The organism is Modicisalibacter coralii, assembly GCF_004117855.1.
GTDB classification, from domain to species: Bacteria; Pseudomonadota; Gammaproteobacteria; order Pseudomonadales; family Halomonadaceae; genus Modicisalibacter; species Modicisalibacter coralii.
On sequence record NZ_QWBW01000050.1, the window covers coordinates 1 to 17856 of the forward strand.

Sequence of the window (17856 nt, forward strand, 5' to 3'; positions counted from 1 at the left end):
CGCATCCATGACGCCTACGAACAGGGCGTGAGCAGCCTGGCGAGCCACGAGAAGACCCGCGAGGTGGCCCGCGGCAGCCTGGGCGAGAGCCCCAACCAGTGCCAGCCGGGGCTGTTCGTCACCGCGGCGAGCGACTTCCTCGCCGACGAGCGGCTGCAGGCCGAGGTGTTCGGCGCCAGCTCGCTGATCGTCGAGTGCGCCGACGAGGCGGAAGTGCGGCAGGTCGCCGAGCACCTGGAAGGCCAGCTCACCGCCACCCTGCAGATGGACGACGCCGATCTCGACAGCGCCCGGGCGCTGCTGCCGATCCTCGAGCGCAAGGCCGGGCGCATCCTGGTCAACGGCTGGCCGACCGGGGTCGAGGTGTGCCACGCCATGGTTCACGGCGGGCCCTACCCGGCGACCTCGGACGCGCGCACCACCTCGGTGGGCACGGCGGCGATCCATCGCTTCCTGCGCCCGGTGTGCTACCAGAACCTGCCGGACGCGCTGCGTCCCGAGGCACTCAAGGAGGCCAATCCGCTCGATCTCAAGCGGCTGGTCGACGGCCGGCGCGAGGGCTGAGCGCCGACGGCGCCACTCGCGCATGGCACTGACGGGACGGCTCCGGCCGTCCCGTTTTTTGATCGCGCAGTTGGCCCGACACGCTGGCACCCGCGTGTCAGCGGATCGCCAAGGACGCCCCAACGAAAAGACCCCGGCAATGTGCCGGGGTCCTTACCGTCTTGAACGGTCAAGCACGCATGTCGCGATTCACCCTCTGGAGAGGCGATAGCGGCGCATGCGCGCCATCAGGGCTTAGAGCGCCTTGATGTTGGCAGCCTGAAGGCCTTTCTTGCCCTGAGTGACTTCGAAGGAGACCTTCTGGCCGTCCTGCAGGGTCTTGAAGCCTTCAGCTTGAATTTCGGAGAAGTGAGCGAACAGGTCATCGCCACCGTCATCGGGAGAGATGAAGCCGTAGCCTTTGGTGTCGTTGAACCACTTGACAGTGCCAGTTGCCATTTGTCGATTTCCTTACTTGCGGATGATGGTGCTGGGCTAACGCGGACCATTCCACGCCATTTGCCCAAATTGCGCGGGTAAGACAAGAGGGGAATGCGCACTCAGAGTCTTCGAAGGGTCGACAACAACTGACGCTATTCTACTTGCTAACCAACGCAGCGGATGATGCATCATTGCCTCGAACCACGTCAAGCTACGTTGAGAGGGTCTTACGCGTTACGATGCCCGCACAAAGCACCATAGATGGAAAAACCGGGGACGTCCAGAAAGTCGACACCCTGTTTGGCGAGACGGGCCGAGGCTTCGCGACCTCGCTCGTGCCGGGCGATAGCGCCCCGCGCGACAGCGAATCGGCCGAGGTGAGTCATCGCTTGCGCGGGCGGCGGCATCACCCGGCGTGAACCTCGACGCACTCCTGCTTCACCTGCCGAACATGGTATCGTCCGACCATCCCTAGATCCCGGAACCAACGAGGAAGCGGCGTGACACAACTGGCATCCAGCAACACTCACAGCAAGGCGATCGGCTATCTCTTGTGGCTGTTCGGTTTCACCGGCGCCCATCGCTTCTATTACGGCAAGCCGGTGACCGGCACGATCTGGTTTCTGACGCTGGGCCTGCTGGGCATCGGCTGGCTGATCGACCTCTTCCTGATCCCGGCCATGGACCGTCAGGCCGACATCCGCTTTCGCGCGGGGCCGATCAACTACACGGCGGCGTGGGTGCTGCTGACCTTCCTCGGCGTGTTCGGCATCCATCGCATGTACATGGGCAAGTGGGTGACCGGCTTCCTTTATCTGATCACCGGCGGGTTGTTCCTGATCGGGATCCTCTACGATTTCTGGACGCTCAACGACCAGATTTCCTACAAGAACGCGCGTCGCGGCCTGTAAGCGCCGCCCAGCCACGGGCGTAGGGAAACGCCCACTGCAACGACAAGGAGAGTATGACATGGCCGAACGCATGGCCCTGACCGGCTTGCTCGATGGCATGGATGAAGCCCACTCCGGGAGCAAACTGTGCCTGCAGGATATCGTCGACACCTTCGCCTCGCGCGGCTTCGGGCCCTTGCTGGTGGTCCCCGCCCTGATCGTGGTCCTGCCCACGGGCGCCATTCCCGGGATCCCGACACTGTGCGGCCTGTTCATCGCCATGGTGGCCATCCAGCTCGCACTCGGCAAGGATTCGCCCTGGCTGCCGCGCCGCCTGCGCGAGCGCGGCTTCGACCACGAACGCTTCCATCGAGCGGTCGTCCAGGTACGCCCCTGGACGCAACGCTTCGACCGGCTGCTGAAGCCGCGCCTGGTGGGGCTCCTCAATCCGGTATCGCGGCGACTGATCGCCCTGCTGGCCGCCCTGCTCGCGCTTTCCATGATGCCGCTGGAGCTGCTGCCTTTCGCCGCCGCCCTGCCGGCGCTGGCCATCGCGTTGATGGGCCTTGGCCTGGCCGCGGAGGATGGCCTGCTGATGGTGCTCGGCCTGGCCGTGGTGGTAATCGGCGCCCTGGTGATCTGGCGCTGGCTGTTACCCTGAGTCGGCTTCTCGCCCCCGGCCAACGAGGACCTTCATGCTGATCGATGCCCAGTTCCTGCCCTTTCTGCTCGCCATCACGCTGCTGAGCATCACCCCGGGCGTGGACACCCTGCTGGTGATCCGCAACACCGTACGCGGCGGCGTGCGCGACGGCATTCTCACCAGTCTGGCGATCTGTTGCGGGTTGTTCGTGCATGCCACGGTGTCGGCGCTGGGGATTTCGCTGATCCTGCTGCAATCGGCCTGGGCCTTCGCTGCGCTCAAGCTTGCCGGGGCCGCCTATCTGGTCTGGCTGGGCGTACAGAGCCTGCTCAGCGCCCGGCGCGGCACGCCGTTGCCGGTGGCCGGCGTGACCGGCGCGAAGCAACGGGTCGGCGTCTGGCAACCGGTCCGCGAAGGCCTGTTGTCGAACGTCCTCAACCCCAAGACCGTGGTCTTCTACATGGCCTTCCTGCCGCAGTTCATCGCCCCCGGTGATCCGGCGCTGCTGAAGTCGCTGTGGCTGGCCGGGGTGCACTTCGTGATCGCCAACCTCTGGCAGATCGGTATTGCCCTGATGGTGGGTCGCGCCGGCCACTGGCTGGCCAAGCGCTGGCTTTCCCGGACCCTCGACACGGTGACCGGCACGGTGCTGGTGGCCTTCGGCATCAAGCTGGCCCTGCAGCAGCGGCCCTGACCCTCAAGGGTCGCCGCCCCGTGCCGGCACGGTCGTGATACGTATCATGCGCTCCAACAAGCGGTTCCTCGACGATAAGCGGGTCAGATCCGCCCTGACTCGGCTCCTTCCACTAGCTTCCCACGCTCCCCCAGCGAGCGGCGAAAGAGCAGCCAGGCCGCTGCGCAACCGAACACCGGACATCAGCATCGCGCGCAGCGGCCAGCCCAGTGCATTGGCGGCGGACACCACGATCATGCACACCCCCAGCAGCGCATAACTGGGCAACAGTGCGCGAATCAAGGTCGCCAGGCCATGCTGTATGTCGGGATTGCCCGACAGCAGCACGGCCAGCCAGGGGGCCAGCAGGGCCATGATCACGCCCAGCGACAATTGCCAGATCACCACCACCCTGAAGGCCAGCGCCATCAGGCGTCGAATCTGCGGCCAGTCACCGGCGCCGTAGCATCGCCCCAGCCAGGGTGGCAACGACATGGTCAGCGCCAGCACCACCATCAGCGATACCGTCTCGAGCCGGCTGGCCAACCCCCAGGCCGCCACCCGGCTCTCGCCCAGATCGGCGACCACCGCGGTGGCCAGCATCGCGGCCAGTGGCGGCATCAACTGGCTGACCATCGCCGGGCCGGCGATGGCGAGGAAGGGACGGGTCGACACCCGGGCTTCGGCGACGAGCCCGCGGCCGGTCAGCCAGTCGGTGTGGCGCACCCGATTGCCCACCACCAGCAGGCCAATGGCGAAGGCGATGGCCGTGGCCAGGGCCGCGCCCGGCAGCCCGAGCCCCGACCAGGGACCGATACCGAAGATCAGCAGCGGATCCAGCACCAGGTTGATCAGACTGGTCACGACCATCAGCTTGCCGGGCAGCCGGGTATCGCCGTGGGCGCGGAACAGGCTGTAGCCGAAATACAACGCCGCCCCCAGCCAGGCGGCCAGCAGTTGCAGGTTCCAGTAGTCGCGGATCAGCGGCAGCAGCGTCGCCTGAGCACCCAGCCCGCGAAACAGCGGGGTCTGCAGGCCATACAGAACCAATGCCAGCACGGCCACCAGCAGACCGCCGCCGATCAGCACCAGCGCCCCCAGCCGGCGGGCCCGGTCCGCCTCCCCGGCCCCCAGGGCCCGCGAGATCAGCGCCGCGATGGCGATGCCGATACCGACCTGGACACCGATGAGCAGAAACGACAGCGGGAAGGTGAACGACTGCGCGGCGAGCGGCGCGGTCCCCAGCCGGGCGATGAAGGCACTGTCGACCAGTTGGAAACCCAGCAGCGACAGCACGCCCACCGCCATCGGCCAGGTCTGTCGCCAGAGTTGACGAGGTAACGAGGAACTCACGCGTTCTCCCTATCGGACATGCGGGGTGGCGCATTCTGGCATGTCGCGGATGACAGCCCAATCGCAGGCCGTGAAAAAGGCCGGCTACAGGGAACCGGCCTCGGCAGCGACCCTCGAACCGTCACTCGTCCCAGCGAGGGGCAAAGCCGGGATTGGCGATCCGTTCGCCGACATCGAGGTGCTCGATTCGCGCCATGGCCTCGTCCGACAGCGTCAGGTCGAGCGCCGCGAGGTTGGCTTTCTGGTGTTCGGGTTGCGAGGACGAGGGTATGGGCACGATGCCACGGGCGGCGACCCAGGCCAGTGCCACCTGCGCCGGCGTGGCATCGTGATCGGCGGCGATCTGGTGCAGTATCGGCTGGTTCATCACCTTGCCCACCGCCAGCGGCATGTAGCCGGTGACGGTGACTCCCAGGTCCTGGCAGGCCTCGACCAGTGCCTGGTTGGCGAGAAACGGATGGACTTCGATCTGGTTGGTGACGATGTGCTCGCCGCCGGGCACCGACAGCGCCTGGTCGAGATGGGCGATGGTGAAGTTGGACACGCCGATGTGGCGTGTCAGCCCCTTGTCGCGGGCTGCGGCGAGGGCACCGATGTATTCCGACATCGGCACCTCGTCGCCGGGTGACGGCCAGTGGATCAGTGCCAGATCGACGCCCTCGACGCCCAGTCGCCGCACGCTTTCCTCGAGACTGGCGATCAAGTCGTCGTGGCGCAGACGGTCCCACCACACCTTGGTGGTCAGGAATATCTCGTCGCGCGGGACGCCGCTGCGGCGGATCGCCTCGCCGACCGCCGCCTCGTTGTCGTACATCTGGGCGGTATCGATGTGCCGGTACCCCAGCGAGAGCGCCGAGGACACCGCAGCGACGGCCTCCTGATCCTTGAGCCGGTAGGTGCCCATACCGATGTCGGGAATCTCTGCCTGGGCCATTGCGTGACTCCTTTCCTTGCGGTGAAGACGCTGTCGGGCGGCGGACGACCGGCAGCGGTGTGTCTTGCGGGATGCTTAGGGAAACGCTGCATAAATGCCTGCGCGAGCGAATCGCTTCGTTGCGTGGTACTCGAAAACTCGCCTAACTTCATGTTATGTCTCGTTTTCTGCGTTCCATGCGCCTCGCGCTTCATCACGCTCGTCGATTTATTCAGCATTTCCTTAGTTCTCTAATGACTGATCCGGGGTAAAAAAATTCCGCCCCGGGGACGGACGATGGTAGGTTCGTGTCAGGTTAGCAGCGAAGAACACGCCATGGACGAGACCACCAACATCGTGCTGGTGGGGGCCGGCCACGCCCACCTGCACCTGGCCGCCCGGGTCGAGCGCCTGATCGAGCGGGGGGCCCACGTCACCCTGATCTCGCCGGGGGACTTCTGGTACTCCGGCATGGCCAGCGGCATGCTGGGCGGCGATTACCGGGACGACGAGGATCGTCTCGACCCGGCGGCGCTGATCCGCGCCGGCGGCGGCGAGGTGATCGACGACAGGGTGGTCGGCATCGACCGCCAGGCACGGCAACTGCGCCTGGCCGAGTCACCGCCCCTGGCCTACGATCTGCTGTCGCTCAACCTGGGCAGCCGTGTCGCCACCAACGCCATCATCGGCATCGGCGGCGACGCTCACGTCTGGCCGGCCAAGCCGGTCGGGCGACTCTGGCGGCTGCGCCAGCTGCTGGAAACGGCGCTCGCCGAACAGGCCCCCCTGCCACGGCTCGCCGTGATCGGCGGCGGCCCCACCGGCGTCGAGCTCACCGCCAACCTGCTGGGTCTGGGCGAACGCTACGGCCGCGAACTCGAGATCAGCCTGGTCAGCGCCAGTGAGCGCCTGCTTCCCGAGGCGCCACGCAGCGCGAGTCGTTGGGTCGCCCGGCGTCTGTACCGGCGTGGCGCCCGGCTGGAACTGGCGGCCTCGGCGGTGGCCTGGGAGCCCGGGCGGCTGAGACTCGACGACGGCAGCGAGGTCGGCGCCGACCATGTGCTCCTCGCCAGCGGTCTGGTGGCGCCCGATCTGGTGGGTGAACTCGGCCTGCGCAGCGATGCCCGTCAGGGGCTCGCGATCACGCCGGCCCTGCATGCTCCGGAAGACCCGCGGATCTTCGCCGTCGGCGACTGCGCCTGGCTCGAACACGCCCCCTACCCCAAGCTGGGCGTGTTCGGTGTTCGCCAGGGGCCGGTGCTGCTCGCCAATCTGGAGGCCCGGCTGACCGGCGCCGCCCCGCGCCATTTCCAGCCACAGCGGCGTTACCTGTCGATTCTCAACCTGGGCGACGGACGCGGCCTCGGCCTGTGGGGACGATTCTGGTGGCGAGGGCGCTCGGCACTCGCCCTCAAGCGCCGACTCGACCACCGCTTCATGGCCGCTTACCGCGCCGGGACGGGCCGCTGAGGCCCCGTCCGGTGCGCGCGACTCACCCCGGGCTCAGGCCGCGCAGGCGCTCGCCGCGACGCCGCAGCAGCTCCAGGGTGGTCAACAGCAGGATCGACAGTCCCACCAGCAGCGTCGCCACCGCCAGGATGGTGGGGCTGATCTCCTCGCGAATGCCCGACCACATCTGGATCGGCATGGTGCGCTGTTCGGGTCCGGAGACGAACAGCACCACCACCACCTCGTCGAACGAGGTGATGAAGGCGAACAGCGCCCCCGAGACCACCCCCGGCGTCACCAGCGGCAGTACCACCTTGAAGAAGGTCCGCACCGGGTTCGCGCCCAGGCTGTGGGCGGCCCGGATCAGCGTGGTGTCGAAGCTCGACAGCGTGGCGGTGACCGTGATCACCACGAAGGGGATGCCCAGCGCGGTGTGCGCCAGGATCACTCCGAGGTAGGTCTGGGTCAGGTGGATCTTCGAGAAGAAGAAGAACATCGCCGCCGCCGAGATGATCAGCGGCACGATCATCGGCGAGATCAAGAGCGCCATGATCAGCCCGCGCGCCGGCATGTGCCGGCTCGTCAGTCCCAGCGCGGCGATGGTGCCCAGCACCGTGGCCAGCAGCGTCGCCGAGATACCGATGATGAAGCTGTTCTTGATCGAGTCGAGCCAGGCGCTGGAGGTGAAGAATTCATGGTACCAGCGCAGGGAGTAGCCCGACGGATCGAGATGCGCCATCGCCCGGGTGAAGGTGAAATAGGGCTCGGCGTTGAACGACAGCGGGATGATCACCAGCAGCGGGCCGATCAGGAACAGGAAGATCAGCGCGCACAAGCCCAGGAAGACGTAGTGCCAGAGGCGCTCGCCGCGCGTGGCGTAGGATGGAAGAGCCATGGCATCACCCCAGTTTGACCTTGTCGACGCCGATCAGGCGATTGAAGAGCATGTAGAGCACGATCACCACCAGCAGCAGGATCGACGCGATCGCCGCCGCCAGGCCCCAGTTGAGCGAGGTCTGCATGTGATAGGCGATGTAGTTGGTGATGAAGCGACCGGACTGCCCACCCACCAGGGCCGGCGTGATGTAGTAACCGATCGACAGGATGAACACCAGGATGCCGCCGGCGGCGATACCGGGAATGGTCAGCGGGAAGTACACCCGCCGGAAGCTCAGCAGCGGCTTGCCGCCCAGTGAGCGCGCCGCGCGCATGTAACTCGGCGGGATGGTCTTCATCACCGAATACAGCGGCAGGATCATGAATGGCAACAGGATGTGGGTCATGGCGATGATCGTGCCGGTCTTGTTGTGGATCATCTGCCAGCGGGCGTCGTCGGCGATCAGCCCCACCGCCACCATGATGTCGTTGAGCACCCCCTGCGACTGGAGAATCGCGATCCAGGTGGTGGTGCGCACCAGCAGCGACGTCCAGAACGGCAGCAGCACCAGGATCATCAGCAGATTGGAGTGGCGCAGCGGCAGGTTGGCGAGCAGGAAGGCGACCGGATAGCCGAGCAACAGCGTCAACAGCGTGATCACCGCGCTCATCCAGAAGGTCCGCCAGAACAGCCCGACGTAGACCTGCATGTACTCCGGCACCGCGACGATGTCACCGTCGGGCGAATACTGACGATCGATCGCGGCCAGGTAATAGGAGAGCGTATAGGGTGAGGACTCGCGCTGGATGACGCGCCAGGTGGCCAGCTCGCCCCAGTCGGCGTTGATGGCGATCAGCGCCGGCTTGTAGGGCGGCTCGACCCCCTCGATGCGCCGCGCGGTGCCCATCACCGCCGAGCGCATCCCGGATTTCTCGTAGTTGAGTCGGCTGGCCATCTTGCCCAGACTGCGCGCCTTGTCGCCCGCCTCGAGATCGGCGGCCAGGGCGGCGTAGACGGCTTCGTCGGGCAGCGCTTCGCCGTTCCAGTCGGCCAGAGCCTCGGCGGTGCGCGGCAGCGCGGTGGCCACCTCGGGATTGTCGACGCTGCGCCAGAGCATCTCGGCGATGGGCATCACGAAGGCGATCAGCAAAAAGGCCAGCAAGGGCGATACCAGCAGCAGCGCCTTGAGCCTGGAACGCCGCACGGCGCGGCGCAGGCTGGTCTTCAGCGGCACGCCGTCGGCGGTGGTCAGGGGATACGAGGATGAATCGGACACACAGGCCCCTCCGTCAGGAAATCGACACGACGGACACGCCGCTCCCGGCGGGAGCGGCGCGCCGGACTCACATGGCCAGCCAGGCGTTGAAGCGCTGGGTCAGTTCGTCGTTGTGGTCGGCCCAGAAGGTGTTGTCCTTGGGGATCGCGGTCTTGAAGTTGGGCGGGAAGGTGGGCATGTGCGTCTTCATGGGAATGCCCGTCGCGGCATGGGTGGTGACCATCGCCGAGGACGACTTGCGCGCCGGCCCGTAGGAGATGTACTTGGCCTGGTCGGCGAGGCGCTGGGTATCGGTGGCGAACTTCAGGTAGTCCTTGACCTTGTCGAGCTTGCCGGTGGGTACCACCCAGCCGTCGAGCTCGAAGACCTGGGCGTCCCAGATGATCTTGAACGGCTGCCCCTCGGCGACGGCGGCGTTGAAGAAGCGCCCGTTGTAACCGGACCCGAAGGCGACTTCCTGATCGGCGAGCAGTTGCGGCGGTTGCGCGCCCTCCTCCCACCAGATCACCTGATCCTTGATGGTGTCGAGCTTCTCGAAGGCCCGCGCCACCCCTTCGTCGGTCGACAGCACATCGTAGACGTCCTTGGGATCGACACCGTCGGCGACCAGCGCCCATTCGAGATTGTTGATCGGCTTGCGCATCAGCGCCCGCTTGCCGGGGTACTTATCGAGATCGAAGACGTCGGCGATGGTGCTGGGCTGATGATCCGCGGGGAACATCTCGGTATTGAAGGCGACGACATTGGAATAGACGATCTGCGGCACGAAGCATTCACCCAGCGAGCCGGCGATGAAATCCTTGCTCGGCGGCGTGCCGTCGGGCGCGTCGGCCAGCAAGGCGTCGGCATCGATCGTTTCGGCCAGTCCCTCGTCGCATGCGATCATGGCATCGGCCGGCAGCATGTCGACCAGATCCCAGGTCACGTTGCCCGCCTGGCTCTGGGCACGTAGCCCCGCCAGGGCGTTCGAGCTGCGATCGATGTTGACGATCTCGTCGCCGGTCTTCTTCATCCACGGCTCGTGATAGGCCTTCTGCTGGCTTTCGCTGTACGCCCCGCCCCAGGAGACGATATTCAGCGTCTGGGCCTGCGCCGCCACGGCGGCCACCAGGGCCGAGACACCCACGGCGCCGGCCAGGGTTCCCTTGAATCGCGTTTTCTTGATCATGCTCGTTTCTCCGCTTGTTGTTGGCATGCCTCTTGATCGGCCTGCGCTGCGCCGCCGCAGGACCATTCGGGAAAGGAGGATCGGGATCGTTCAGGCGTCGAGCGCGCGGCAATCGCGAAACGTCCAGCCGACATCGACGGTGTCGCCGGGCCGCAGGGTCGCGAAGCCATCCGCATTGGGCGTCTTGATGATGAACTCGTCGTTGCCGCACACCGACAGCCGGGTGCGCAGATGATCGCCGAGATAGATCACCTCGAGCACCTTCGCCGTGAAGCGGTTGTCGAGCGGCTGCGCCGACTCGGCGCTCACCAGCGCGACCCGCTCGGGCCTCAGCGACAGCGTCGTGCGCGCGCCGACGGCGTCAACGGCCACCGGCTTGGCGATCACGTGCTCGCCGCTGTCGAGACGCACCGCGCAGCGTTCGCCGTCCAGCTCGACGACCTCGCCCTGGAGGCGGTTGTTCTCCCCGATGAAGTAGGCGACGAAGGCGTTGTCGGGTTGCTCGTAGAGCGTGTCGGGCGAGGCGAGCTGCTGGACCACACCATCGTTGAACACGGCGATGCGGTCCGACATGGTCAGCGCCTCGGTCTGGTCGTGGGTGACGTAGATCATCGTCACCCCCAGGTCCGCATGGATGCGCTTGATCTCGTACTGCATCTCCTCGCGGAGATTCTTGTCGAGCGCCCCCAGCGGTTCGTCCATCAGCACCAGTTCGGGCTCGAAGACCAACGCCCGCGCCAGCGCGACGCGCTGCTGCTGACCGCCGGAGAGCTGGGCCGGACGCCGATCGCCGAAACCGTCGAGGCGCACCATGGCCAGGGCGCGTTCGACCTTGCGCTCGATCTCGGCCTTGGAGAGATGCCGCACCTCGAGGGGAAAAGCCAGGTTCTCGGCCACCGTCATGTGCGGGAACAGCGCATAGTTCTGGAAGACCATGCCGATACCCCGCTTGTGCGGCGGCAGGTCGTTGATCGGTTCGTTCTTGAGCAGGATCTGGCCGTGGGTGGGGGTTTCGAACCCGGCCATCATCATCAGGCAAGTGGTCTTGCCGGAGCCGGATGGGCCCAGCAGGGTGACGAATTCACCGCGGCGGATGTCGAGGTTGAACCCCTTGACCACCAGCTCGACGCCGTCGTAGCTCTTCTGCACGTCGATGAAGCGGGCGAAACAGGGTTCGTCGGGGGAATCGGCCCGGGAGACCCGAGGCTCGGCTTCTAGGGTTTGGGTCATGCAGTGATCCCTACGCAAAGTGTCTTTATTGGATGTTGTTACTCGGCGTGCCGGACTGCAGGGAGATCTTTTTTTGTCGCTTTCCAATGACTCTACGCGCCGAAAGCGGCGATCCACAACCGCCCCAGGGGACAATCAGCGTTGAAGGGGGGCACTGCACGTTGACCGTGCATTGACTAGGAAGCGGCCGAGCGAGCGTCGGCTCGCTCGGCCACCGGCGGGATTACTGGCGTACGCCCTCGACGACCAGATAGAGATCGACGGTCTTGGCCGTCGGCCCGAGCTTGCTGGTATCGATGCCGAAATCGGACAGCGTCAGGGTCGTGGTGCCTTCGAAGCCCTGACGATAGCCCCCCCACGGGTCCTCGCCACCCCCGATGTGATCGACATCGATGACGATCGGCTGCGTCTCGCCGTGCAGCGTCAGGTTGCCCTCGAGCTTGCCCTCGCCGTCGCCGGTCGATTCGAAACCGGTCGACTCGAAGGTCGCCTGCGGATACTTGGACGCATTCAGGAAATCACTGCTGAGCAGGTGCTTGTCACGTTCGGCGTGGGCCGAATCGAGGCTCGCGACATCGACGGTGACATCGACACTCGACTGCTCGGGCTGATCCGGGTCGTAGTCGAACGAACCAGTGAAGTCATCGAAGTTACCCAACACGTAGGAATAGCCCAGATGGCTGATCTTGAACTGAATGAAGGCATGCTGCCCTTCGCTGTCGATCTTGTACTCGGCGGCCTGCGTCGCCAGCGGCAACAGGCTCGAGGCACCCAGCAGGGCGATGGCGGTCTTTTTCAACATGAGATGAACTCCTTGGATAGCGGCACGCGAGGTGCCGTCACTCGGGTGAGCGTTGTGACAAACGCGGATCGAACATGCGACGCAGCGTATCGTGGCCATCGAGCCAGTGATGCTTGAACGCCGCCAGGGTGTGGCCCAGCACCAGGATCATCAGCGCCCAGGCCACGTACCAGTGAACGTCGCCGGCGATACTCGCCTGGTTCGGCAACCCCGATACCAGAGCAGGCACCGTGAACCACTCGAAGACGGGAATGCCCTGCCCTTCGGCGGTGGAAATCAGATAGCCGCTGACCAGCACCACGAACAGCAGGGCGTAGAGCAGCAGATGACCGGCATGGGCGAGGCGCGCCTCGAGACGCGAGCCGGGAGCCCTCGGCGTGGGCTGTACCAGCCGCCAGAGCACCCGCAGCAGCGTGACACCCAGCAGCAACAGGCCGAGCGAGCGGTGCCACCATGGCGCCAGGTGGTACCAGCCGTCGTAGTAGCCCAGGCCGGTCATCCACCAGCCGAGCGCGAACAGGCCGATCACGGCCAATGCGCTGAGGCCATGGATGACGATGCTGAGCAGTCCCCAGCCGTGAAGCGTATTGCGCCACATGGGTCGTCTCCGAGGTGGTCGAGGGATCCAGCATAGCGGCGCCAGCGATGTCGGACAGCCACCCGAGTGGAAAGGCAGCCTTTACCCAGACGAAACAATCCGGGCCCGAAAGCCCGGATCATCTTCGCGTGAGACGGAAAAGCGGGCGGTCACTGCCGCAGCACGTGGAGCAGGAGATCCGCAGTGGGTGCGCTGGAGGCGGGATTCTGTCCGGTGATCAACAGGCCATCGCGCAAGGTGAAGGCGGTGAAGTCGCCCTCGCTGCGCTCGAACCGGGCTCCGCGCTTGACCAGCTCGTCCTCGAGCAGATGCGGCACCACCTCGGTCAGCCCCACCGCCGCTTCCTCGCTGTTGGTGAAGCCGGTGACGCGACGACCCTCGACGACCGGCTTGCCGGCCTCGTCACGCACCTCGAGCAGCACGGTCGGGGCATGGCAGACCGCGGCGACCGGCTTCTCGGCGGCCAGGAACGCCTGGATCAGCTTGCCGGCGTCGGCATTGCCGGTGAGGTCCCACAGCGGGCCGTGACCGCCGGGGAAGAACACGGCGTCGAAGTCCTCGGGATTGACCGTGGCCAGCACCCGGGTATTGGCGAGTTGCTCGCGGGCCGCGTCATCCTGCTCGAAGCGCCGGGTGGCCTCGGTCAGGGCGTCTTCCTGGGTGGAGTTGGGATCCACGGGCGGCTGACCGCCGGCCGGCGACGCCAGGGTGATCTCGGCGCCGGCATCCTTGAAGACGTAATACGGCGCGGCGAATTCCTCGAGCCAGAAACCGGTCTTCTGGCCGGTGTCACCGAGACTGTCGTGAGAGGTGAGGACCATCAGGATCTTCATCGCATTCCCTCCTTGGCGGGAGATGGGTGACTGACCCTGGATATGGTGATGACGCGCCCTGGCTTCAAGCCGCCATCACGAGGCCCCGTCAGGCGGGGCCTCGCGGGTCCGGGCACGACAACCGCTAGGCGTGGCGGCCGGCCGCGTCAGACCAGGGTGTCGAGCCCGCGGGCCAGATCGGCCTTGAGGTCGTCGAGCCCCTCCAGGCCCACGGCGATGCGGATCAGGCCTTCGCTGATGCCGGCAGCGGTCTTCTGCTCCGCCGAGAGCCGTCCGTGGGTGGTGGTGGCGGGATGGGTGATGGTGGTCTTGACGTCGCCCAGGTTGCCGGTGATCGACATCAACTGGGTGGCATCGATCACCGCCCAGGCCCCCTCGCGGCCGCCGGTCACCTCGACACCCAGCACGGCCCCGAAGCCCGATTGCTGCTGTGTGGCCAGGGCGTGCTGCGGATGACTCTCGAGCCCGCTGTAGTGAACCCACTCGACCGCCGGATGGGCCTCGAGCCAGCGCGCCAGCGCCAGGGCGTTCTCGCAGTGGGCGCGCATGCGCACGCCCAGCGTCTCCAGCCCCTTGAGGAAGATCCAGGCATTGAACGGACTCATGCAGGGCCCGCAGGTGCGCACCACGCCGAACAGCTCCTCGAGCTCCTTGTCGCGGCCCACCACGGCACCGCCGATCGCCCGCCCCTGGCCGTCCAGGTACTTGGTGGCGGAATGGATGACCAGATCGGCCCCCAGCTCCAGCGGGCGCTGCAGAGCCGGCGTCAGAAAGCAGTTGTCGATCGCCAGCCAGGCGCCGTGATGATGGGCGATCTCGGCCAGCGCGGCGATGTCCACCAGCTCGGAGAGCGGGTTGGACGGCGTCTCGGCGAACAGCAGCTTGGTGCGCGGGGTGATCGCCGCCTCCCACGCGTCGAGATCATCGACTTCCACATAGCGGGTGATGATCCCGAACTTGCCCAGATACTTGCTGAACAGGCTCACCGTGGAGCCGAACAGCGAGCGCGAGGCGACGATCTCGTCGCCGACCTCGAGCAGGGCCAGTGCCGTGGACAGAATCGCCGCCATCCCGGAACTGGTGGCCACGCAACGCTCGCCGCCCTCGAGCGCCGCCAGACGCTGCTCGAAGATGCGCACCGTGGGGTTGGTGAAGCGCGAGTAGATGTTGCCCGGCTCCTCTCCGCCGAACTTGCGCGCCGCCTCGGCGGCGCTGCGGTAGACGAAGCTCGAGGTGGTGAAGATCGGCTCGCCGTGTTCCTGCTCGGCGGTACGCACGTGGCCGGCGCGAACCGCCAGCGTCTCCAGCGACAGGGCGTCGGTGTCGAAATCGTCGTGTTGCATGGAAGCGCTCCCTAGCCGTCGTCCTCGACGTCGTTGTGCAGGTCGACCACCGCATGGACGTTGTCGCCCTGGGTCTTGGCGGCATCGTTGCGCGAGGCCTCCAGCGCCGCCAGGTAGGCCTCGTCGATGTCGCCGGTGATGTACTTACCGTCGAACACCGAGCAGTCGAACTGCTCGAGCGTCGGATTGACCTCGCGACACGCCGCCTTGAGATCCTCGAGGTCCTGATAGACGATCCGATCGGCGCCGATCAGTTCGCCGACCTCGGCTTCGCTGCGGCCGTGGGCGATCAGCTCGCTGGCCGCCGGCATGTCGATGCCGTAGACGTTGGGATAGCGGACCGGCGGCGCCGCGGAAGCGAAGTAGACCTTGTTGGCACCGGCCTCGCGGGCCATCTGGATGATCTGCTTGCAGGTGGTGCCGCGCACGATGGAGTCGTCGACCAGCAGCACGTTCTTGCCGGCGAACTCGATGTCGATGGCGTTGAGCTTCTGGCGCACCGACTTCTTGCGCTGGGTCTGTCCCGGCATGATGAAGGTCCGCCCGATGTAGCGGTTCTTCATGAAGCCTTCGCGGAAGGTCACCCCCAGGTGCTGGGCGAGCTCCAGCGCGGAGGTCCGCGAGGTGTCGGGGATCGGGATCACCACGTCGATGTCGTGCTCCGGCCACTCCTGGAGGATGCGATCGCCCAGGCGACGGCCCATCTGCATGCGCGTGCCGTAGACGTAGGCGCCATCGAGGATCGAGTCGGGACGCGCCAGGTAGACGTGCTCGAAGATGCACGGCGCGAGTACCGGATTATCGGCGCACTGCAGGGTACGGATACGTCCCTGCATGTCGACGAAGATCGCCTCGCCCGGCGCCAGATCCCGGGTCAGCTCGAAGCCGCCGACGTCCAGCGCCACCGATTCCGAGGCAATCATCACGTCCTGCCCCTCGCTGGTCTCGCGGGTACCGAACACCACCGGGCGGATGCCCTGCGGATCGCGGAAGGCGACCATGCCGAAGCCGTTGATCATCGCCACCGCGGCATAACCGCCCCGGCAGCGACGATGCACCCGACGCACGGCGTCGAAGATGTCCTCGGGGTTGAGGTGATGGCCCTGCTTGCCCAGCTCGTGGGCGAAGACGTTGAGCAGCACCTCGGAGTCCGAACTGGTGTTGATGTGGCGCAGGTCGGTGGTGTAGAGCTCCTGCTTGAGCTGGTCGGAGTTGGTCAGGTTGCCGTTGTGCGCCAGGGCCAGGCCGTACGGCGAGTTGACGTAGAACGGCTGCGACTCCGCCTCGCTCGAGGAGCCCGCCGTCGGATAACGCACGTGGCCGATGCCCAGGTTGCCCTTGAGCCGGGTCATGTGACGCGTGTGGAAGACGTCGCGCACCAGTCCATTGCTCTTGCGCAGCAGGAAACGTCCTTCGTGCCAGGTCATCATTCCGGCGGCGTCCTGCCCCCGGTGCTGGAGCACCGTCAACGCATCATAGAGCGCCTGATTGACCGGCTGAGTGGCCATGAGGCCCACGATACCGCACATTCCGCCTTTCCTCGCTTGCAATGGACTCGGGATGCCCGTCTCGGACATCGCGTCGGTGAAGATTACTGCGTGGGCTGCCGCTCGCCGGGCAGCCGCACCGGCAGCGACAGGGCCCGCCATTCGTCGACCTTCTGCGGGTTGCGCTGCTGCCAGTCGGTGAACCGGGCCACGGCCCAGTCGCGCAGGTCCTCGAAGGTCGGGCGCAGCCGCGCCTCCTGCCAGGCCTGCAGCTGGACCAGCGGTGTCAGACTGATCAGCACCGTGGCCAGCACCAGGATCGCCCCGCCGCGCAGCACGCCGAAGGCGGCCCCGGCGACGCGATTGAAGAAGCCCATGCCGACCCACTCGATGGCCGCCTGGACACCGCGAATCACCATGCCGCAGAGCATGATCACCGCGAAGATCACCAGCACGAAGGCCACGATCAGCCGGACATCGGGGCTGTCGATCAACCCGGCCAGCCAGTCGGCGACCGGCGACGCCAGAAATCGCGAGGCCAGCAGGGCGAGGATCCACGCCCCCAGGCCCAGCGCCTCGCGGACCAGCCCGCGCAGGAAACCGGCCATCATCGAGGCCGCGAGAACGGCCAGGAACAGCCAGTCCAGCCAGGTGAAGGTCATCCCCCCTCCTGGACGCGGATCAACAGCCCCTGGATGTTGACCTTCTCCTTGAGCGCGGCACGGGCCTTCTCGCCCGCCTCGGAACTGGCGAAGGGCCCGATGTAGACCGAGGTCAGGTTGTTGTCGCGGGGCCGGCTATAGGCGTGGAAGCCCTGGGCGTTGAGCTTCTTCTCGAGCCGCTCGGCATTGCCCGGCTCGCCGAAGCTGCCCACCTGGACCGCCCAGTCGCCGTTCTCCGTGGTCGCCGGGGTGGGCGAGGACGGCGTCTGCGCGTCGGGTTCGGACGCCGACTGCGATGCCTCGGGGGACGACTCGCCGCGCTCGCCCTGCTGCTCGGCGTTACGGGCGATCTCGGCGATCGGATCCGACTTGGGCTGACTGACGGCCTGCGACGGGGCCGACTGCGATGCGGCCTCGTCACCCGACGCCGCCGGCTCCCGGGACGTTCCGGACGAGGCCTGCGGCGACTGGATCTGACCGAGACTCGACGGCGGCTCGGGGGCCTCGACCGGCGCCTGCTCGACATCGATCGGCTGGTCGATGGTCAGCGAGGGTTGCGGACGCTCTTCCCGCGCCGGCGGCTCGTCGAAGAGCATGGGCACGAAGATGACACCCAGCGCCAGCAGGATCACGGCGCCACTGATACGTTCGCGCATTCCGTACTTCATGTTTGCC

Annotated in this window: 19 protein-coding genes; 5 read left to right on the plus strand and 14 right to left on the minus strand. The window is 66.3% G+C overall.

Annotation, left to right across the window (positions count from 1 at the left end):
* Positions 1-564: aldehyde dehydrogenase family protein (locus D0901_RS19995; protein WP_482194153.1), on the plus strand; the 564-nt coding region annotated here is incomplete at its 5' end.
* Between the two features lie 234 nt (positions 565-798).
* On the opposite strand, the gene D0901_RS20000 is transcribed toward D0901_RS19995, so the two are convergent.
* The gene (locus D0901_RS20000; protein WP_031382855.1) at positions 799-1002 is read right to left on the minus strand and encodes a cold-shock protein; all 204 of its coding nucleotides are present in this window, start codon (positions 1000-1002) and stop codon (positions 799-801) included.
* A gap of 482 nt (positions 1003-1484) precedes the next feature.
* Here D0901_RS20000 and D0901_RS20005 point away from each other — a divergent pair, with 482 nt between their 5' ends.
* Genes D0901_RS20005 through D0901_RS20015 form a run of 3 tightly spaced genes read left to right on the plus strand, consistent with a single transcriptional unit; the run spans position 1485 to position 3211 of the window.
* Positions 1485-1895, plus strand: a complete 411-nt coding sequence (locus D0901_RS20005; protein WP_129142063.1) for an NINE protein — start codon at positions 1485-1487, stop codon at positions 1893-1895.
* A 58-nt stretch (positions 1896-1953) separates the two neighbouring features.
* On the plus strand, positions 1954-2535 hold the full coding sequence (locus D0901_RS20010) for an exopolysaccharide biosynthesis protein (protein ID WP_129142064.1): 582 nt from the start codon (positions 1954-1956) through the stop codon (positions 2533-2535).
* Between the two features lie 34 nt (positions 2536-2569).
* Positions 2570-3211: a LysE family translocator gene (locus D0901_RS20015; protein ID WP_129142065.1), complete on the plus strand. Its 642-nt coding sequence runs from the start codon at positions 2570-2572 to the stop codon at positions 3209-3211.
* A 3-nt stretch (positions 3212-3214) separates the two neighbouring features.
* On the opposite strand, the gene D0901_RS20020 is transcribed toward D0901_RS20015, so the two are convergent.
* A complete protein-coding gene (locus D0901_RS20020) occupies positions 3215-4498 on the minus strand; it encodes an MATE family efflux transporter (RefSeq protein WP_129142092.1) in 1284 nt (427 codons plus the stop codon).
* A gap of 166 nt (positions 4499-4664) precedes the next feature.
* The gene (dkgB, locus tag D0901_RS20025) at positions 4665-5477 is read right to left on the minus strand and encodes a 2,5-didehydrogluconate reductase DkgB (protein ID WP_129142066.1); all 813 of its coding nucleotides are present in this window, start codon (positions 5475-5477) and stop codon (positions 4665-4667) included.
* A 315-nt stretch (positions 5478-5792) separates the two neighbouring features.
* On the opposite strand from dkgB, the gene D0901_RS20035 reads away from it, so the two are divergent.
* Positions 5793-6926 carry an FAD-dependent oxidoreductase gene (locus D0901_RS20035; RefSeq protein WP_162500929.1) on the plus strand — a complete coding sequence of 378 codons (1134 nt, stop codon included), beginning with the start codon at positions 5793-5795 and terminating at the stop codon, positions 6924-6926.
* A 22-nt stretch (positions 6927-6948) separates the two neighbouring features.
* Here D0901_RS20035 and D0901_RS20040 read toward each other — a convergent pair whose 3' ends face one another.
* The 11 genes from D0901_RS20040 to D0901_RS20090 all read right to left on the minus strand — a co-directional run bounded on the left by D0901_RS20040 (position 6949) and on the right by D0901_RS20090 (position 17849).
* A complete protein-coding gene (locus D0901_RS20040; RefSeq protein WP_129142068.1) occupies positions 6949-7800 on the minus strand; it encodes an ABC transporter permease in 852 nt (283 codons plus the stop codon).
* Between the two features lie 4 nt (positions 7801-7804).
* Positions 7805-9058 carry an ABC transporter permease gene (locus D0901_RS20045; protein WP_129142069.1) on the minus strand — a complete coding sequence of 418 codons (1254 nt, stop codon included), beginning with the start codon at positions 9056-9058 and terminating at the stop codon, positions 7805-7807.
* Positions 9059-9125: 67 nt separating this feature from the next.
* The gene (locus tag D0901_RS20050; protein WP_129142070.1) at positions 9126-10226 is read right to left on the minus strand and encodes an extracellular solute-binding protein; all 1101 of its coding nucleotides are present in this window, start codon (positions 10224-10226) and stop codon (positions 9126-9128) included.
* 90 nt (positions 10227-10316) lie between these two features.
* A complete protein-coding gene (locus tag D0901_RS20055) occupies positions 10317-11456 on the minus strand; it encodes an ABC transporter ATP-binding protein (protein ID WP_129142071.1) in 1140 nt (379 codons plus the stop codon).
* Between the two features lie 223 nt (positions 11457-11679).
* Entirely contained in the window at positions 11680-12258 is a 579-nt protein-coding gene (locus tag D0901_RS20060; protein WP_129142072.1) for a YceI family protein, read from the minus strand.
* A 37-nt stretch (positions 12259-12295) separates the two neighbouring features.
* Entirely contained in the window at positions 12296-12856 is a 561-nt protein-coding gene (locus D0901_RS20065; protein WP_129142073.1) for a cytochrome b, read from the minus strand.
* Positions 12857-13005: 149 nt separating this feature from the next.
* Positions 13006-13689 (minus strand): type 1 glutamine amidotransferase domain-containing protein, encoded by a 684-nt coding sequence (locus D0901_RS20070; RefSeq protein ID WP_129142074.1) that lies wholly within the window; start codon positions 13687-13689, stop codon positions 13006-13008.
* 146 nt (positions 13690-13835) lie between these two features.
* Positions 13836-15032, minus strand: coding sequence for an O-succinylhomoserine sulfhydrylase (locus D0901_RS20075; protein WP_129142075.1), 1197 nt, complete (start codon positions 15030-15032; stop codon positions 13836-13838).
* A gap of 11 nt (positions 15033-15043) precedes the next feature.
* Positions 15044-16561 (minus strand): amidophosphoribosyltransferase, encoded by a 1518-nt coding sequence (gene purF / locus D0901_RS20080; RefSeq protein ID WP_129142076.1) that lies wholly within the window; start codon positions 16559-16561, stop codon positions 15044-15046.
* A gap of 62 nt (positions 16562-16623) precedes the next feature.
* On the minus strand, positions 16624-17181 hold the full coding sequence (locus D0901_RS20085; protein WP_129142077.1) for a CvpA family protein: 558 nt from the start codon (positions 17179-17181) through the stop codon (positions 16624-16626).
* Entirely contained in the window at positions 17178-17849 is a 672-nt protein-coding gene (locus D0901_RS20090; protein WP_129142078.1) for an SPOR domain-containing protein, read from the minus strand. Before D0901_RS20090 ends, D0901_RS20085 begins: the two co-directional genes overlap by 4 nt.
* Between the last annotated feature and the right edge of the window lie 7 nt (positions 17850-17856).

Excerpts from the sequence above, each read along its gene's own strand:
- D0901_RS20000 (WP_031382855.1), bottom strand. The coding sequence starts at position 1,002 with ATGGCAACTGGCACTGTCAAGTGGTTCAACGACACCAAAGGCTACGGC.
- D0901_RS20010 (WP_129142064.1), top strand. The coding sequence starts at position 1,954 with ATGGCCGAACGCATGGCCCTGACCGGCTTGCTCGATGGCATGGATGAA.
- D0901_RS20015 (WP_129142065.1), top strand. The coding sequence starts at position 2,570 with ATGCTGATCGATGCCCAGTTCCTGCCCTTTCTGCTCGCCATCACGCTG.
- D0901_RS20020 (WP_129142092.1), bottom strand. The coding sequence starts at position 4,498 with ATGGCGGTGGGCGTGCTGTCGCTGCTGGGTTTCCAACTGGTCGACAGT.
- dkgB (WP_129142066.1), bottom strand. The coding sequence starts at position 5,477 with ATGGCCCAGGCAGAGATTCCCGACATCGGTATGGGCACCTACCGGCTC.
- D0901_RS20035 (WP_162500929.1), top strand. The coding sequence starts at position 5,793 with ATGGACGAGACCACCAACATCGTGCTGGTGGGGGCCGGCCACGCCCAC.
- D0901_RS20040 (WP_129142068.1), bottom strand. The coding sequence starts at position 7,800 with ATGGCTCTTCCATCCTACGCCACGCGCGGCGAGCGCCTCTGGCACTAC.
- D0901_RS20050 (WP_129142070.1), bottom strand. The coding sequence starts at position 10,226 with ATGATCAAGAAAACGCGATTCAAGGGAACCCTGGCCGGCGCCGTGGGT.
- D0901_RS20055 (WP_129142071.1), bottom strand. The coding sequence starts at position 11,456 with ATGACCCAAACCCTAGAAGCCGAGCCTCGGGTCTCCCGGGCCGATTCC.
- D0901_RS20060 (WP_129142072.1), bottom strand. The coding sequence starts at position 12,258 with ATGTTGAAAAAGACCGCCATCGCCCTGCTGGGTGCCTCGAGCCTGTTG.
- D0901_RS20065 (WP_129142073.1), bottom strand. The coding sequence starts at position 12,856 with ATGTGGCGCAATACGCTTCACGGCTGGGGACTGCTCAGCATCGTCATC.
- D0901_RS20070 (WP_129142074.1), bottom strand. The coding sequence starts at position 13,689 with ATGAAGATCCTGATGGTCCTCACCTCTCACGACAGTCTCGGTGACACC.
- D0901_RS20075 (WP_129142075.1), bottom strand. The coding sequence starts at position 15,032 with ATGCAACACGACGATTTCGACACCGACGCCCTGTCGCTGGAGACGCTG.
- purF (WP_129142076.1), bottom strand. The coding sequence starts at position 16,561 with ATGTGCGGTATCGTGGGCCTCATGGCCACTCAGCCGGTCAATCAGGCG.
- D0901_RS20085 (WP_129142077.1), bottom strand. The coding sequence starts at position 17,181 with ATGACCTTCACCTGGCTGGACTGGCTGTTCCTGGCCGTTCTCGCGGCC.
- D0901_RS20090 (WP_129142078.1), bottom strand. The coding sequence starts at position 17,849 with ATGAAGTACGGAATGCGCGAACGTATCAGTGGCGCCGTGATCCTGCTG.